This window comes from Erwinia billingiae Eb661 (genome assembly GCF_000196615.1).
Classification (GTDB): Bacteria; Pseudomonadota; Gammaproteobacteria; order Enterobacterales; family Enterobacteriaceae; genus Erwinia; species Erwinia billingiae.
The window spans coordinates 4,216,435-4,231,308 of the sequence record NC_014306.1 but is presented as its reverse complement, the minus strand read 5'-3'; the positions used below and the strand labels follow the sequence as shown (position 1 = coordinate 4,231,308).

General features: G+C 58.3%; 11 protein-coding genes. 5 read left to right on the top strand and 6 right to left on the bottom strand.

The features are described from left to right. Positions 1-131: 131 nt before the first annotated feature. The 3 genes from EBC_RS20735 to EBC_RS25245 all read right to left on the bottom strand — a co-directional run bounded on the left by EBC_RS20735 (position 132) and on the right by EBC_RS25245 (position 3,263). Positions 132-1,355, bottom strand: coding sequence for a serine hydrolase domain-containing protein (locus EBC_RS20735; protein WP_013203821.1), 1,224 nt, complete (start codon positions 1,353-1,355; stop codon positions 132-134). A 224-nt stretch (positions 1,356-1,579) separates the two neighbouring features. Then, the gene (locus tag EBC_RS20730; protein ID WP_231853673.1) at positions 1,580-2,188 is read right to left on the bottom strand and encodes a phosphate/phosphite/phosphonate ABC transporter substrate-binding protein; all 609 of its coding nucleotides are present in this window, start codon (positions 2,186-2,188) and stop codon (positions 1,580-1,582) included. Further along, positions 2,169-3,263, bottom strand: a complete 1,095-nt coding sequence (locus tag EBC_RS25245; RefSeq protein ID WP_013203818.1) for a fatty acid desaturase — start codon at positions 3,261-3,263, stop codon at positions 2,169-2,171. The genes EBC_RS20730 and EBC_RS25245 overlap by 20 nt, the downstream gene beginning before the upstream one ends. Before the next feature lie 219 nt (positions 3,264-3,482). Between EBC_RS25245 and EBC_RS20720 the strand changes: the two genes are divergently transcribed. The 3 genes from EBC_RS20720 to EBC_RS20710 all read left to right on the top strand — a co-directional run bounded on the left by EBC_RS20720 (position 3,483) and on the right by EBC_RS20710 (position 8,168). Continuing rightward, a complete protein-coding gene (locus tag EBC_RS20720; RefSeq protein ID WP_041692416.1) occupies positions 3,483-5,186 on the top strand; it encodes a lysophospholipid acyltransferase family protein in 1,704 nt (567 codons plus the stop codon). Between the two features lie 334 nt (positions 5,187-5,520). Continuing rightward, positions 5,521-6,741 carry an oxalate decarboxylase family bicupin gene (locus EBC_RS20715; RefSeq protein WP_041692123.1) on the top strand — a complete coding sequence of 407 codons (1,221 nt, stop codon included), beginning with the start codon at positions 5,521-5,523 and terminating at the stop codon, positions 6,739-6,741. Positions 6,742-6,896: 155 nt separating this feature from the next. Further along, the gene (locus EBC_RS20710) at positions 6,897-8,168 is read left to right on the top strand and encodes an acid phosphatase (protein WP_013203815.1); all 1,272 of its coding nucleotides are present in this window, start codon (positions 6,897-6,899) and stop codon (positions 8,166-8,168) included. A gap of 64 nt (positions 8,169-8,232) precedes the next feature. On the opposite strand, the gene abgT is transcribed toward EBC_RS20710, so the two are convergent. The 3 genes from abgT to EBC_RS20695 form a co-directional block, all read right to left on the bottom strand. After that, positions 8,233-9,765, bottom strand: coding sequence for a p-aminobenzoyl-glutamate transporter (abgT, locus tag EBC_RS20705; RefSeq protein WP_013203814.1), 1,533 nt, complete (start codon positions 9,763-9,765; stop codon positions 8,233-8,235). Between the two features lie 86 nt (positions 9,766-9,851). After that, a complete protein-coding gene (locus EBC_RS20700; protein ID WP_013203813.1) occupies positions 9,852-11,300 on the bottom strand; it encodes a M20 family metallopeptidase in 1,449 nt (482 codons plus the stop codon). Then, entirely contained in the window at positions 11,300-12,616 is a 1,317-nt protein-coding gene (locus EBC_RS20695; protein ID WP_013203812.1) for a M20 family metallo-hydrolase, read from the bottom strand. Before EBC_RS20695 ends, EBC_RS20700 begins: the two co-directional genes overlap by 1 nt. A 271-nt stretch (positions 12,617-12,887) precedes the next feature. Here EBC_RS20695 and EBC_RS20690 point away from each other — a divergent pair, with 271 nt between their 5' ends. Together EBC_RS20690 and EBC_RS20685 are read left to right on the top strand one after the other, a co-directional pair. Continuing rightward, the gene (locus EBC_RS20690) at positions 12,888-13,811 is read left to right on the top strand and encodes a LysR family transcriptional regulator (RefSeq protein WP_013203810.1); all 924 of its coding nucleotides are present in this window, start codon (positions 12,888-12,890) and stop codon (positions 13,809-13,811) included. 331 nt (positions 13,812-14,142) lie between these two features. Next, positions 14,143-14,871, top strand: coding sequence for a gluconate 2-dehydrogenase subunit 3 family protein (locus tag EBC_RS20685; protein WP_013203809.1), 729 nt, complete (start codon positions 14,143-14,145; stop codon positions 14,869-14,871). The last annotated feature ends 3 nt before the right edge of the window (positions 14,872-14,874 follow it).

Sequence of the window (14,874 nt, the reverse complement as noted above, 5' to 3'; positions counted from 1 at the left end):
AGCGATCCCAATGATCCTTCTGGCTTTTACCTCCAGCCGCCCGTCACGCAAGTATGGCGAGCCAGCTCCAGCTGCTTCGCCTTTAGCGGCTGTTCCATCATCCGCAGTTGCCCCGCAATATTCTCATGCACTCACCTCACTGAATTAACCCCTCCCTCGCTCGCCCCACACGCCGTTCCTTGATCCTTCTCGGTCGCCAACCGCAGCAGCATGCGGTGGCCGATATCATTATCCCAGTTAAAGCTGTTCTGTAGCACCACGATGGCGGTGCGGTGTTTGATGTCCATACCGATATAGCTGGCGTAGCCGCCGATAAAGCCGGACTGATAGAGAATGCTTTGACCGTCAATATTGTTGCTCAGCCAGGCTAACGCGGAAGAGTCATATTTCGGCTCTTTAAAGCGAATGGTGGTGGCATCATCAAATGCCGCGTCCAGCGCCGGATCGCCGCTGCCGTTCATATGCGCATTCAGATAGGTTAACAGGTCGTTGGCGCTGGACCACAGCGAGGCGGCTCCCACCATATTGCCGGCAAAATGCCACTCCGGCACCACTTCCCCCCGACGAACAAATTTAGGCTGATCGCCCGCATGTCCGCGGGCGCGAAGCATATAGCCCGGCAATGTCTCAGGCTGATAGCCGGTATGGCGCAGGCCCAGTGGCGCGATAATCTGCTGGCTGGCGATCTGCTGCGGCGACTGGCCGCTGTGTCGGGTGATCACGTAATCCAGAATCGAATAGCCGAGGTTGGAGTAGATCACCGAACGGTGGGCCGGCGCGGAAAAATCGCGCAGGTAACTAACAAACTCGCCCTGATCCAGGTCGTCATAGAAAGGATTGCCGGTAAACAGATAGTCGGTCAGCTTGCCGAGCATATGCAGCGTGGTCATCTGGCGCGGCAGGCCGGAAGTGTGGGTCGCCAGTTCCATCAGGGTGATCCTGCTGGCATCCGGGCTGAGCGCCACCTCGTTGCCCAGCATCTCCCGCAGCGTGCTGTCCCAGCGCAGTTTGCCCTGCTGCACCAGCAGCGCCGCACTCTCTGCGGTAAAGCCTTTGGTCACCGAGCCCACCGCAAACAGCGTATCGCCGGTCAGCGGGATCTGCCGGTCGGTGTCGGTAAAGCCGTAGCTGAACACCTGGCGTTTGCCGCCATGCAACAGCGCAACCACCACGCCGGGCGTGCGGTGCGCGTCGATCAAAGGTTTGGCCAGCGCATCAATCTGCTGTTTTACCGGCACATGGCAGCTTGCCAGCAGGCTGGCTTCCGGGGAGGTATCAATGCTGTTGCTGGACAGCGAGGCGCAGCCGCTCAATAGCAGGCATGCGGACAGCAACAGGGAGGTCAGGTTATTCATTGCGATAGGCCGTACTGATGATTTTGACTGCCGCGAAATTTTTAACTTTATCAGTAAGGCATCGGCGGGACGATCGTCGCCAGATTTCCATTAGTGCCAAAGATTTACGTTTGCTGGTAAGTAAAATAATCAATAAAAATAATAAGTTATGATTTGTTATAGTGTAACCTGGTGACATTGTGAACGGCAAGCGCTAAGCCCGTTTATCATCCAGTTCTGAATAATTACGCGAGGAGAACCTGCCAGGCGGATCGGGGAAGGGGGTTAAAATCCTTAATTAACAAGGCGTCCAGCATCGGGCGGTTGGCGACATCGGTCACCACCTGAGTCAGTCCCTCGCGCAGCGCGGCGAGGGTTTCAGCGGATGTGCGGGCGGAAGTGATTACCGGTAAGCCTGGTACGCTCGCCGTTTGGTCAATAATCTTTAACCCACGCAGCTCTTCCGGGAAATCCCGCTGAAGCAGTGCCCAGCTGATACAGTCGATGGCGGCAATATCGGCTTGCCCACGGCGAACTAACGCCACGGAACGTCGATGGCCGCCGGAGGCAACGGTGTCAGAAAAAATCGCCGGGCCGCCGGTCATTTTCATCACGCTGTGGTAGCCCGACTGGGAATCTTCGCTGTTAAAGGCCAGCCTGCGGCCGGCAAAATCAGCCAGCGCCTGACCCGATTCCTCTTCCCGCACCACCAGCCAACTGGCGTAATTCGGGCCATTGCAACCGGCCGCCGAGTAGCAAAACGCCCCAACCACCTGAACGTCCGGCAGCAGGGTGACCAGCGGATAGCCGCAGGTCTGGCTCAGCAGCAGATCGTCACGTTGCCAGTGAGGCAACAAGGGATCCGGCCAGCTCAGGGCGGTGGGCGTCGTGAGCGACGGCAGAGTGTTCCTCAGCGTCTGCCAGAAGGCTTCCACATGCTGGGGCGTGAAGGGGTACATTGGCAGTGAGGCAATCATCTGTGCTTTTTGCTCCATCGGCAAACGGGTGGACAGTCACCGCGATCGGGGTAATTAACGCGGGCAGCCACGCGCGGTAACCGTCCACCACAAAGCCTTCGCTGCGCTGCTGGTACGCCGCTTTATCGGCCAGATAAACCTCGCGCAGGCCATACCACGGCAGGCCCGGCAGATCGTGATGTACCAAATGATAGTTCAGATTCAAAAACAGCAGTCGCCAGAACGGCCCCGCCTCGTTGAGCACCGAACGTGCCTGGGGATTCTCTTCCGCCCGGTGCTCGTAAAAGGAGCGGATTTTGGTCAGGCTCAGGCTGAAATAGCTCACGGCGAACAGGTAGTAGCCGGTTGCAATACCGTGCCGTTCCAGCCAGTAAAAAACGCCGGCCAGCAGCAGCCCGTGGTTTAGCCACATCAGCATTTCGCGCCAGTCACCGGCGAGTATTTTGCGCACGGCATCCTGCGCGGTGCCAACGATATCCAGCAGCGGGCCCAGCACCACCCGGCCGCTTAAGGTGTTGCGCACCGCCGCCAGCAGCGGAAACAGGCGCGGATAGCGTTGCCAGTGGGCCGCACTGTAATAGTAGGTTTCGGGATCCTCTTCCGGCAGCGTCAGGAACTCATTGCGGTGATGTTTCAGGTGCGAATCGCGATACAGCCGGTAGGGATACCAGACGGCCAGCGGCAGTTGTGCCAGCAGCTGATTCACCCGCGCCCACCGGGTGGGGTGGCCGTGAATACATTCATGTTGCAGCGACATATACCAGGTGGTCAGCAGCACCAGCAGCGGCGTGCCGATCCACGGCGTTAACGCCTGCCAGTTCGCCACCACGCCAAACCAGCCGGCATACACGGTGACGATCACCGCCCAAGTGGGCAGTTCGCTTTGCCACAACCAGTGGGCTTCACGCCGTTTAATGGCGCGGCGCTGTGACGCATGCAGGTAATCAGCCATAACTCTCTCCTGAAACAGAGCGTTCAGTATGCCGTGGCTGAAAATCGCGCGGAAATAGTGAAAACGTATGAAGTTATGCGCTTAATGGCAATGCTGGCGGCGTGCGGCCAGCGAGGAATACCGACCGCCGCTGCAGGCTTCTTTTTGTCGTCATTTATTCGCCATGAAAGCGTCATTCAGGCTCTTTACTGTCGCGGTAAACCGCCTGGAGAGATGCCTGTGTTTACTATTGAATCCGTATTAGACGACCTCTGCCCACAGCGAAATACCCCCGGCTGGCAAAAATCCCTGCTCAGGATCCTGCTGCGCGAAAAAGAGTTTCAGCAGTTCAATCAGAAATACCGCCACCTCAAAGGGCTGGATATGGCGGAACAGGTACTCGATTACTTCGATATCCGCTGCGAACTGAGCGAGCGCGATTTGGAGCAGATCCCGAGTCAGGGGCCGGTAGTGATTGTCGCCAACCATCCGCTGGGCACGCTGGATGGCCTGGCCCTGTTACACGCGGTTTCGCAGGTGCGCCGCGATGTAAAAATTGTCACCAACCGGCTGCTGAACTGCCTGGAGTCGCTGAGCAGCCTGATGCTGCCGGTCGACAATATGGGCAACCGCACCAACCGCCAGCAGCTGGCGCAGATGCATGAGCAGCTGGAAAATCAGGGCGTGCTGATCTTCTTCCCGGCAGGCGAAGTCTCGCGGTTTGGCAGCAAAGGAGTAAAGGACGGCAAATGGAACCACGGCTTTGTGCGGCTGGCCGCCCGTTTCCGCGCGCCGATCGTGCCGATCCATGTCAGCGGGCGCAATACCTCGCTGTTCTATCTCACCTCGATTGTCTACCAGCCGCTGTCGATGCTGTTACTGGTGCGCGAGATGTTCAAAAACCGCGGCGCACGGCTCAAGCTGACCATCGGCGCGCGCATTCCTTATGCCCACTGGCATGACGGCCACACGCCGGCCAAAGAGCTGGCAAAGCGCTTCCGTCGTCATCTGTACCGCACCGCGCAGGGGAAATCCGGTCTGTTCCAGACCGAACCGGCCATTGCCCGCGCAGAAGATCGTGCGGTGCTGAAGCGCGCGCTGTCAGGCTGTGAAGTGCTGGGCCAGACGGCGGATGGCAAAATGATTTACCTGTGGCGGCGTAACGGCGAAGACTATGTGCCAATCCTGCGTGAGCTGGGCAGGCTGCGGGAAATCGCTTTCCGTGCGGTGGGTGAAGGCAGCGGCAAACGACGCGATCTCGATGACTACGACGACGACTATTACCATCTGATTTTGTGGGATGACGAGGCGCTGGATATTGTTGGCGCCTACCGTTTTCTGCCCACCGCCGAACAGCTGACGCAGAAAGGGCTGGAAGGGATCTACAGCCACAGCCTGTTCCATTACGATCACCGGATGAACGACGTGCTGATGCAGGGCATCGAGCTGGGCCGCAGCTTTATTCAACCGGCGTACTGGGGCAAACGCGGGCTGGATTATCTCTGGCTGGGCATCGGCGCTTACCTGGCGAAATACCCGCAGTACCGCTACCTGTTTGGCCCGGTGTCCATCTCTGGCGGGCTGCCGCTGCCCGCGCGCGATCTGCTGGTGGCCTTCTATCGCCTCTATTTTGCCCCCGCGCTGCCGCTGGCCACGTCACGCCGACCCTATCCGGCTTCGCTGCCCGACGTGCTGGCGCAGTTCAGCGGCGAGGATTATCAGCAGGATCTGAAAACCCTGAAGCGGATGCTGAACAACCTCGGCACCAGCATTCCGCCGTTGTATAAGCAGTACTCCGAGCTGTGCGAACCGGGCGGCGTGCAGTTTATCGATTTTGGCAGCGACCCGGATTTCAATCACTGCATTGATGGCCTGGTGGTGGTGGACTTGATGCAACTGAAATCCACCCGCTTCGATCGCTATATCGCCGTGCATCACTCCTGAATCGCGAGGCCGAACGGCGCGGTTCACTGTAAACATTTATTTCACATTCCATTAACTTATTGATAAATATTTTGCATGGATAGCGCGCGAATCAAACGCATGCTTCTGCGAAAACGTCATTCCAAAGCAGGGAATATTGCCTGGCGATAGAAGGGCTAATTTGGTTTAAGTGCGGTTGAACTAACGATAAAAAATTCTGCATAACGGTGGCTTACATTTGGTAAGGGTATTCCGCCGTGGGTGAGTGGCGCAGGGCATTACTGTGGTTAGTCTTATCTTTCGCTGGGACTAAAAAGGTCATCGGCTAATAAGATCCTACACAAGGAAGCTCATCATGAACCCCATTACTCGTCGCAGTTTTATGGCATTTGCTGCTGGTGGCACCGTCGCGTTAGCGGCTGGAAAGGTGCACGCTCACGATCAACCGGTGGCGCAACCCTTCACCGGTAAAACCGGCGGGAGCGATCCTGGCCCGAACGATCCGATCCGCATGGGTGAAAATCCCGATATCGTTAATCCTCCGCCGACCGACAGCGGCACCCTGCCTAACCTGCGCTTCTCCTTTAGCGACTCGCACGTCCGCAAGGGCACCGGCGGCTGGACCCGCCAGGTCACGGAACGTGAACTGGGGATTTCCACCACCATCGCCGGCGTGGATATGCGCCTGAACAGAGGCGGCATTCGCGAGCTGCACTGGCACAAAGAGGGAGAATGGTCGTACATGCTGTATGGCTCAGCGCGCATCACCGCGCTGGATACCGACGGCAACTGGTTTGTTGATGACGTGAACGTCGGCGATCTGTGGTACTTCCCGCCTGGCGTGCCGCACTCGATCCAGGGGCTCGGGCCGGACGGCTGCGAGTTTCTGCTGGCGTTCGACAACGGCGGCTTTGATGAAGACAGTACCTTCCTGCTGAGCGACTGGTTTAAGCACGTTCCGCCGGAGATCCTGGCGAAGAACTTTGGCGTCCCGGCGGAAACCTTTAGCAAGCTGCCTTCGCCCTCCGATGAATATATCTTTGCCGGCAAGGTGCCCGGCGCACTGAATGCCGATGCGATCGGCGGCGCAACCCGCTCCAGCATTGCTTTCAGTCACAGGATGCTGGCGCAGGATCCGATTACATTGAAAGGCGGCACGGTGCGCATCACCGACTCCTCCTCCTTTAAAGTGTCGAAAACCATCGCCGCCGCGCTTGTGGAGCTGCAACCCGGCGCGATGCGTGAGCTGCACTGGCATCCGAACAATGATGAGTGGCAATACTATCTGGAAGGCGAAGGCCGGATGGGGGTATTTGCCTCGTCCGGCCAGGCGCGCACCTTTGACTTTCGCGCGGGCGACGTCGGCTACGTGCCTTTTGCCATGGGGCATTACATCGAAAACACCGGCGATAAGCCGCTGCGTTTCCTTGAGCTGTTTAAAAGCAGCTACTACGCCGATATTTCCCTCAATCAGTGGCTGGCCTCAACGCCGCCGGAACTGGTGAAACAGCATTTGCATCTGGATGACCGCTTTATGCACGCGCTGGATAAAACCAAAAAACCGATCGTAAGCTAGTCATCACCGCAGCGGGCGGCGTCCGGTTTCGCCCGCGTTTCCCCCCCGCAACGGGCGCAAATGGTAACAGAATATGCCTTGCAACATTTCTGTCATAATTGTCTTCTAGTCTGCTCTCCAGGCAGTTAACACCTTCAATTTCATAAGGAACGGCAATGCGCTATCGTTACTCTCTGCTGGCAGGCGCACTGGTGCTCAGCCAGTTGGCCCAGGCGAAACCGGCAACACTGACCTTCGAACATATCCGCGCCATCGCCGACACCACCACACCCGCCAGCGACAGCCCGCAGTTTGTCGCCTTTGATGCGGCAATCCAGCAGTCGCTGATCGCCGCGCTGAAAGGGGATGCCGCCACCCTGACGCGTGACCAGCTGGACGACACCAAACAGAGCAAAATGCTGGCAGATAAAAAGTGGCTGAAAGAGAGTGGCTACGACTTCCAGAAGAAAGCCAATCAGCAGGCGGGTATCCAGCTGTTAACCGCGTTCCCGGCATTGCCGAAAAGCACCATTGCCGCCAGCCTGAAAACCGTGGAGAACGTTAACCTGAATGCCAGCCAGGGCCAGCGCACGCAGGCATTGATCGACGCCGAAGGCCAGGATCATCTGTTCTTCCTGGCGGATGCGCTGGGACCGAAACTGGGCCAGGCCTTCCTGAACGCTTACAACAAAGGCGAGATCGGCAAAGCCGCCGCGTTGATCAAAGCCAGCGAAGTCAGCACCAGCGCCGCTAAAAAACAGTTCAACAATCCGCGTCCGTTCCTGATCGACGGCAACAGCATTCACTTTGTGCCGGACACGGCGGTGGTGAAGGACAACAAACCTTACAGCGCCACCGAAGGATCCTATCCGAGCGGCCACACCAATACCGCCTATACCGATGCCTTACTGCTGGGCGAAATGCTGCCAGAGCGGTTTGTGCCGCTGGTGGATCGTGCGGCCCGCTATGGCTATTCGCGCATGGTGCTGGGCGTGCATTACCCGATCGACCTAATCGGATCGCGGATGGTGGCGCAGCGAAACGTGGCCCATTATCTCAATGATGCGAAGTATCGCGGCCTGTTTATTGAGGCACGCGATCAGCTGCGTCACGCGCTGGAGAAGGAGTGCGGCACCTCACTGGAGGTCTGTGCTAAACCGGCTGGCGAAGCCGATCCCTATACCGCGCCTGAGATGAAAACCTTCTACCGCTTCACCATGACCTACAACCTGCCACAGCAGAAAGTGAAGGCCTCGCCGGTGGTGGTGCCAGAAGGGGCGGAAGTGCTGCTGAAAGGGCCCTTGCCCGATCTGACCGATGCCCAGCGTCGTCAGCTGATGGTGTCTACCGCGCTTGCGGGCGGCTATCCGCTTTCCGGCAACACGCCAGAGCAGAACTTCTGGCAGCGCCTGAACCTGCAGGACGCGGTGGCTGCCGCGCACCGCTAGCCGTCAGTCAGAAAGCAGAAGGGGCAACCGTGGTTGCCCCTTTTTACTTTACGCCGCCAGGAAACTAGCCCTGGGTCGGCATGCCCGGCCAGACGCCCGGCCCGATCGGCAGGCCCAGCGCGTACCACGCCAGCAGCAGCAGGAACCACACGCTAAAGAACACCAGCGGATAGGGCATGATCAGCATGTAGTAGGTGCCCAGCTGCGCGTCTTTGCGGTAGCGCTGCAGGAAGCCGAGGAACAGCGGCAGGAACGGCGACATCGGGGCCAGCGGCAGCACCGACGAGTCGGCAATGCGGAAAATCATCTGGGCGAACGCCGGATGGAAGCCCAGCAGCATAAACATCGGCACAAAGATCGGTGCCAGAATCGACCAGATCGCCGAGCCGCTGGCGATAAACATGCACAGGAACGCCGACAGGAACATCAGCCCGATAAAGGCCGGCGCACCGGTCATCCCGGCGGACTCCAGAATATCGGTCAGCCCCACCGCCATAAACTTGCCCATGTTGCTCCAGTTAAAGAACGCCACGAACTGTGACAGCGGGAACACCATCACGATAAAGCCCGCCATGCTTTTCATCGGTTCGATCAGCTGCTGCGGAATATCGTCCGGGCGCTGGATCTGTTTGGTCACCACACCGTAGGTAATCGCCACTACAAAAAAGAACAGAATGATCAGCGGCACGATGCCCTGAATAAACGGCGACGGGATGATTGAGCCGGTGCCCGGCTGACGCAGCGGCGAGCCTTCCGGCACCACCAGCAGCGCCACCAGCGCAACAAAAATCAGCCCGGCGATGCCGCTCATCATCAGCCCGCGATTCTGACTCGGCGTCAGCGTGGCCAGCTGCTCATTGCTGTTGCCTTTCCATGCCGGCAGGCGCGGTTCAACAAACTTATCGGTCAGCAGACCGCCGGCAAAGGTCAGCACCACCACCGATGAGGCCATAAAGAACCAGTTATCGACCACGCTGACGTGCACCGTATCACTGACCGCTTTGGCCGCTTCGGTGCTGATGCCGGAGAGCAACACGTCGGTGGTGACAATCAACAGGTTGGCGGTAAAGCCGGAGGCTACACCGGCAATGGCGGCCAGCAGGCCAGCCACCGGATGACGACCCACCGCGATAAACATCAGTGCGCCCAGCGGCGGCATTACCACCAGCGCGGCATCGGAAGAGATATGGCTGAAGAAGGCGATAAACAGCACCATATAGCTGGCATACCGGGCGCTGACAAACGACGCCATCTTATGCATCAGCGCCTGCAACAGGCCGACTTTTTCCGCCAGCCCGGCACCGATCATCAGCGCCAGAATCGATCCCAGTGGTGCAAAGCCGCTGAAGTTTTTGATGATGTTCGGCAGGATCCACTGGATCCCCGCAACGCTCAGCAGGTTCTTAACGTGGATGATCTCGCCGTTGGCCGGGTTCTTCACCGACACGCCCAGCCAGGAGATCGCTGCGGTCGACACCATCAGCACCACGATCAGGTAAACGAACAGCAGGAAGGGATTCGGGATCTTATTGCCGACCCGCTCAATCCAGTAAAAAATCTTGCCTGGGCTTTTCCCCGGGCTGGTTGCTTCACTCATGCTTTACCCTCGGTCTTGGTTGTGTTTGCTTATGCTTATAATTTTTGGGCTGGGATCGAGCCCAGCCTCAGGGTCGGACGGTGGAACTAAGCCAGGGGTGAGGGTTTCACACCCGCCGGGATCGGACAGTGATAAGGCTGTTGTTCGCGCACCTGGCGGAACTCCTGTTGTGCGTTTTCCAGCAGCGCGCTATCGCTGAGCAACGCAATCGCGGTGGCGGCCAGGGTTTTACCTGCAAGACACATGCCTTTATGGGCAATCGGCGTGCGGCCTTGCGCCACCAGCTGCCAGGTGTGCAGCGGCGTACCCAGCGCAAAACAGGGGGTGAAGCACTGCGCGGTTGGCGCAATCCAGCTGACGTCACCGACATCGGTTGAGCCGTACATCACCTCGTCGGATTCACAGTAGGGCGCCACCTCGTCCATCAGCTGCTTGTCACCCAGCGCCGCCACCCAGGCCTTGCCTGCCGCGCCGCCGGTACGGGCGATGTTCAGCTTAGCGTTCTGCAAATCCTCTTTGCTCAGCGTCTGGCGGATCTCGTGCGCGAACTGCCGCTCGCTGGCGCTGTAATCAGGAATGCCGTACTCGCACAGGTAACCGTACATCACCCTTTCCAGCGCCCGGTTGGGCACATAGTTCGAGCAGGCTTTATCAAAGCGCAGGGTCAGGGTGGTGTCGGTCATCAGCGCCGCGCCCCTGGCGATATTAATCACCCGCTGATAGATGTTTTCGGCCTGATCCAGCTCGGGCGCGCGGATCAAATAGAGCACTTCGGCATCGGCCTGCACCACATTGGGGGAGCTGCCGCCGGTATTGGTCACCGCATAGTGCAATCGGGCTTCCTGAATGATGTGCTCGCGCAGGAAGTTCGCGCCGGTGTTCATCAGCGTCACCGCATCCAGCGCGCTGCGACCGAGGTGAGGGGAGTTAGCCGCGTGGGCGGCGACCCCTTTGAAGTGGAAGGCGGCCTGGATATTGGCCAGCGTGCTGGTATTGAACATGCCGCTGAAGCCTTCCGGGTGCCAGGTCAGCGCGGCATCGACGTCATCAAACAGGCCTTCGCGCACCATAAAGGTTTTGCCGGAACCGCCTTCTTCACCCGGACAACCGTAGAAGCGCACGGTGCCCGGTAAGCCTTGCTGGGTCATCCAGGCTTTGACCGCAAAGGCACCGGCCAGCGCGGCGGTGCCCAGCAGGTTGTGACCGCAGCCGTGGCCGTTGCCATTTTCGACCAGCGGATCGGGCGTGGCGCAGCCTGACTGCTGGCTTAATCCGGCCAGCGCATCGTACTCGCCCAGCAGCGCAATCACCGGCTTGCCGCTGCCAAAGCTGGCGATAAACGCGGTGTCGATATTGCCCACGCCGCGCTCGACGGCAAAGCCTTCCTCTTCCAGCGCCGTCGCCAGCAGATCCGCGGAGAAGGTTTCGGTGAAGCGGGTTTCGGGATGATCCCAGATGGCATCGCTCAGGGCGGTGAAGCGGGACTGGTTGCTGTCGATATAGTGCGCGACAAAGGCGCTGAATTCGTCAGACATTACGCCTCCTCCCTGAAGTCCTGAATATTGAGCGCCAGCGCGGCGAGGGTTTTCACCGCCGTGGCCATCACCTGCTCGTTAAAATCAAACTTCTCGTTATGGTGCCCGGCGCTCAGTTCGGTACCGAAGATGATGTAGGAGGCCTGTCCGCCCAATTCCTTCACGCGCTCCATCATATAGGTCGCGTCTTCGGATCCGGCGGCCTGCCCGCGCTGATCGACCAGCGAGGTCAGTTCAGGAATACGGCTGGCCTGCTGGCGAATATAGTTGACCCACGGCTTGGTCGGCTTGCTGCTGCGGGCCGCACCCATCAGCGTCACCTCGTGCTGCACGCCATACATCGCTGCCGCGCCCGCCAGTGCCTGCAGGGTTTTCTGGTAGATAAAGTCGTTAATCTCGTTGGTTGCGCCACGGGTTTCCACCTTCATAAAGGCGCGATCGGCCACCACGTTGCGCCCGGTGCCGCCCTGCAGCACGCCGACGTTGATGCGCGAACTGCCGCCGCTGTGCTGCGGCAAGGTATGCAGCGCCAGCGTGGCCTGAGCCGCCGCCAGCAGGGCATTGTTCCCTTCTTCCGGCCGCGCACCCGCGTGGGAGGCGACGCCACGGAAGGTGACATCCAGCTTGGTGGTGGCCATAAAATTATCGCTGCCGCAGACCAGCTCACCGGCCGGGACGCCGGTGCCGATATGGATGGCGGTAAAGAAATCGACGTCATCCACCACGCCGGCCGCAACCATCGATTTCGCGCCGCGCGTGCCTTCTTCGGCCGGCTGGAAAATCAGCTTGATGGTGCCGCACAGCTGGGACTCAAACTGCTTCAGTACTTGAGCCAGCCCCAGGCCTATCGAGGTGTGACCATCGTGGCCACAGGCATGCATCATGCCCTCGTTGCAGGAGGCAAACCCGTCGGCGAACGGGCGGTGTTCTTCCGCCTGCAGCTCAATCACGTCCAGCGCATCCATATCCACCCGAAAAGCCATCACCGGACCTGGGCGGCCGGTGTCTAAGGTGGCGACGATGCCACAAAAGCCGCCGGAAAAATGTGACAGCCATTGCGGCAGTGCGCCCTGGCTTAGCGCCCGCTGCTCCTGCTGCGCCAGCACCTCGGCCGACGGCAGGCCCATGCGGGCGTCCGCATCGATCACCTCTCTGCCCAGCTTGAGCGGGTATCCCAGCCGGTGCAGCTCTTCGGCCACCAGGGTGGCGGTACGGAATTCTAACCAGCCGGACTCGGCATATTTATGCAGGTCGCGTCGTCGGGTTTGTAGCGTGGGGGCGATTTCACGGACGAAATCAGCAACAGCTTGTTCCATTTTCTCTTCCTCAGAATGACAGGATAAATTTTGCAGGCAGCAAAACAGGCCCGAAAATTATCAGGGACGGGTAAACAGGTGTCTGGATACTGGCGCAATAAAGCCGCGCCGGGTCAGTCAAAAAAGATGTTGCCGGGGGTACCAAATGGCCAACAGAAGGGCCGGGTGGAGAATGTGTCTTTTTTTTGACTGTACACATTGGCAGCAGGGGGAAGAAGATGCCAATATCTTTGCACTGATAAACACCGGTTATCACCCTTGTCGAGGTTTTATGCCTGCTTCCATTAAGCTTCATCAGCTGCGTGCCTTTGTCGATGTCACCCGGGCGGGCAGTATCCGTGCCGCCGCCCGCGCCTCTAATTTGTCTCAGCCGGCGTTAACTAAATCGATTCAGGAGCTGGAGGAAGTCCTTGGTGCGCGGCTGTTTATCCGCCGCAGGCAAGGGGTTGAATTGACCGATGTCGGCGATAATTTCTTTCAGCATGCCAGCCTGATCCTCGAAGAGTTACGGGTGGCGCAGGAGGATATTCAGCAGCGGCTGGGTCATGCCGGCGGGTCGGTCAACATTGGCGTGGGCGGAAGTATTGCCCGCACCATTATGCCGCAGGTGATAACTCAGTTTCATCGCCAGTTCCCCAAGGTGAAGGTCAGAATTGTTGAAGGTCAGCTGGTGTCGATGATCCCCGAACTGCGTCAGGGCGAGCTGGATTTCACCATCAATACCTATTATCAGAGCCATCTGGATAACGAGCTGAGCTACGAGCGTCTGATGGAGCGGGAATATCGGGTGGTGGTACGCAAAGGGCATCCGCTTGAACACGCCACCTCGCTGGCGGAGTTGCAAGATTGCGACTGGACGATGCCGACGCCGAAGGGCAGTTACTACCGCTTGCTGCACGAGCTGTTTACCGATATGGGCATGGCCCCGGCGATCAGCGTCACCTGCGAAACCTTTATGGCCTGCACCAGCCTGGTGGCGCAAAGTGACTTTGTCAGCATCCTCTCGCTGGATGTGATTTCCGATCCGATCCTCGGCAATCATCTGGTGGCATTAAAGATTAAGGAGCCGCTGCCCAAAGCGACCTTCTATTTAATCCAACGCAAGGACACCACGCTCACCCCGATGGGCGCGCACCTCGCCAGGCTGTTCCGGATGCATTGCCAGGGCGTCAAATTCCCGCTTGAAGAGCAGTAAGCCCCGCGATATTTCCTCCACACCTGCCATTCTGCTAAACAGGCACTGAACTTAAGCCAAACTCAGTGCCACTGTTATGCTCTAAACGCATAAACCGCACTTTTTGTAAATATCCTTATTTTTCATTTTGTTGACACGGTTATTCAGCTTTCAGATGGTCTTAAATTTACCATACCAGAAACACTTATTAACATATTTAACTTCCCGTTCACTTTTACACAATATCTTTAACGGCTATTTTATAAACGCTAAACAATTAGCACTAAAACTATTACACAAGTAACTATTGTGTCGGGGAGCACCCCGGCGCGCTTGCATTGGAAATGTCGTCATGGAAAAAAAAACAGAAGCGCAGGTGCCTTCCCGAAGGCGTTTCCTGCAGAGAACCCTGTCGCTGATCCCACTGGCAGCGGCCGGAGGAAGCAGTGTCGTTGCCCTCGCCGCGCCCGCCGCTGAAGCCAAATCTGAGGGCGTCTCCGCCCATTACGTTCCCAACTATTTCAACAACGATGAATGGCGCTTTATTCTGGCCGCCTGCGATCGCCTTATCCCGACCGACAGCAACGGCCCCGGTGCCGTCAGCGAAGGGGTTCCCGTCTATATCGATAAACAGATGGAACTGCCTTACGGTCACGGTCACCTGTGGTACATGCATCCGCCGTTTGCCAACGCTGTGCCAGAACTCGGTTACCAGTCCAGCCTGGTCCCGCGCGAAACCTATCGCCAGGGGATCAAGGCCATTAATCAGCACTGTCAGCAGCAGTTTCAAAAGGCGTTTGCCGACCTCGATAACCTGCAGCAGGAAGCGGTGCTGCACGATTTGGACGGCGGCAAGCTGACCTTTGAGAACGTGCCGGGCAAGCTGTTCTTTGAGCAACTGCTGGAAAACACCAAGGAAGGTTATCTTGCCGATCCGATGCACGGCGGCAATCAAACGCTGGCCTCCTGGAAAATGATTGGTTTCCCCGGTGCGCGCGCCGATTACCAGGATCAAATGGATCGTCCCAACCAGCCTTACCCGCTGGGACCGGTGAGTATTTCAGGCAAACGGAGCGTTTAACAC

Bases quoted from the DNA above. Each gene is read 5' to 3' on its own strand.
- EBC_RS20735 (WP_013203821.1), bottom strand. From the start codon at position 1,355: ATGAATAACCTGACCTCCCTGTTGCTGTCCGCATGCCTGCTATTGAGC.
- EBC_RS25245 (WP_013203818.1), bottom strand. From the start codon at position 3,263: ATGGCTGATTACCTGCATGCGTCACAGCGCCGCGCCATTAAACGGCGT.
- EBC_RS20715 (WP_041692123.1), top strand. From the start codon at position 5,521: ATGAACCCCATTACTCGTCGCAGTTTTATGGCATTTGCTGCTGGTGGC.
- EBC_RS20710 (WP_013203815.1), top strand. From the start codon at position 6,897: ATGCGCTATCGTTACTCTCTGCTGGCAGGCGCACTGGTGCTCAGCCAG.
- abgT (WP_013203814.1), bottom strand. From the start codon at position 9,765: ATGAGTGAAGCAACCAGCCCGGGGAAAAGCCCAGGCAAGATTTTTTAC.
- EBC_RS20700 (WP_013203813.1), bottom strand. From the start codon at position 11,300: ATGTCTGACGAATTCAGCGCCTTTGTCGCGCACTATATCGACAGCAAC.
- EBC_RS20695 (WP_013203812.1), bottom strand. From the start codon at position 12,616: ATGGAACAAGCTGTTGCTGATTTCGTCCGTGAAATCGCCCCCACGCTA.
- EBC_RS20690 (WP_013203810.1), top strand. From the start codon at position 12,888: ATGCCTGCTTCCATTAAGCTTCATCAGCTGCGTGCCTTTGTCGATGTC.
- EBC_RS20685 (WP_013203809.1), top strand. From the start codon at position 14,143: ATGGAAAAAAAAACAGAAGCGCAGGTGCCTTCCCGAAGGCGTTTCCTG.